The organism is Streptomyces sp. JJ66, assembly GCF_019303495.1.
In the GTDB taxonomy this organism is placed as follows: Bacteria; Actinomycetota; Actinomycetes; order Streptomycetales; family Streptomycetaceae; genus Streptomyces.
The window spans coordinates 1-1,192 of record NZ_JAEVFI010000057.1 but is presented as its reverse complement, the minus strand read 5'-3'; the positions used below and the strand labels follow the sequence as shown (position 1 = coordinate 1,192).

Sequence of the window (1,192 nt, the reverse complement as noted above, 5' to 3'; positions counted from 1 at the left end):
GGTGGCCGTCCGGTCGGTCGTCGGGGTGGTGTGGTGGGTCATGGTCACCACCTCGCGCGCAGGGTGCGGAAGTGGGTGCGGCCGGGCTGTCGGGGGGCGGTCAGGCCCAGTGCGTAGCCGCCGCCGTCGTCCTCGTTGTGGCGGACGATGAGGGGGACGGGTTGGTCGGCGCTGTCGGCGTGGGCCAGGGAGAAGCACAGGCGGCGGCGGTGGTAGTCGGGCATCGTGGACCGGTACGCCTTCGGTACGGTGCCCCGGTCCCGGGCGATGCCGCCCAGCTCTGCGGCGAAGCCCTCACCCAGGCAGACCAGGGTGTCTGCGGGTACGCGGTCGGCGCCCTGGTGTACGGCGCGGGCCAGGACGAGCGCGCGCTGGGGCTGGCGGCGGAACTCTGCCTGGCGGCACTGTTGCAGGTCCGACAGGTACAGGCACACCGCCACCTCACCGGCCGTCATCGTCCGCGAGCGTGCCCCGGCGTACCAGTAGGACAGGGTCAGGCGGTGCGCCCACTGCCAGCACTGGGTCACCTCGAAGAACTCCTCTAGCCCCAGGTCGTGGAAGACGGGGAGCTGTTCGCGGATGTGCTCGGTACCGAGGGTGCGCACGGCGCCGGTCAGGGCGGCGGTCAGGGTGTCGGTGTCGGGGTCGCGCAGTTCGTCGGCCAGCGACTCAAACAGCGCGCACGCCGCCTCAGCCCGCGTCAGCTCCACCCCCAGCTCGGGCAGCGGGATGGTCGGCAGGTCTTCGCCCTCGCGACGGCGGTCAGCGGCCAGCAGACGGCCCGCGTCGGTGTGGTGCAGGTCCGCGAACAGCGCCCGCACGTTCTCCGGCGTCGTGGTCATCGGGCCACCCCCACAACCGCCGCGTTGGGGGCGACACCGAACACGCGGGTGATCTCCGCGCCCAGCCGCCGCAGGTAGGACACCGGCGGGTCCGAGGGACGGCCGTGCCCGATGTAGGCCAGCATCGCCCGCTCCGCGTTCCACTCGATGGCGTCCGCGTCGTTTTGCACCAGCGCGTAGACCAGCGCCTCGTACAGGAACACGTCGCACGGCTCGCCGTGCCGGTTGACGTCCAGGTCGTCGTCAGTGACGCACATGCCGGTGGTGAAGGTCAGCAGCCCCAGCATCTCCGCGAAGGTCAGGCACAGCCGCACCGGCACCTCCACCCGCGTCTCACGCTCCGCCGGTTC

The 1,192-nt window shown here is 72.0% G+C and carries 2 protein-coding genes; both read right to left on the bottom strand.

Annotation, left to right across the window (positions count from 1 at the left end; all coding sequences use genetic code 11):
• Positions 1-44 precede the first annotated feature (44 nt).
• Positions 45-842 carry a hypothetical protein gene (locus JJV70_RS22235; protein WP_257574400.1) on the bottom strand — a complete coding sequence of 266 codons (798 nt, stop codon included), beginning with the start codon at positions 840-842 and terminating at the stop codon, positions 45-47.
• A partial coding sequence (locus JJV70_RS22230) for a hypothetical protein (RefSeq protein ID WP_219049829.1) occupies positions 839-1,192 on the bottom strand: 354 nt, incomplete at its 5' end. The genes JJV70_RS22230 and JJV70_RS22235, both read right to left, overlap by 4 nt.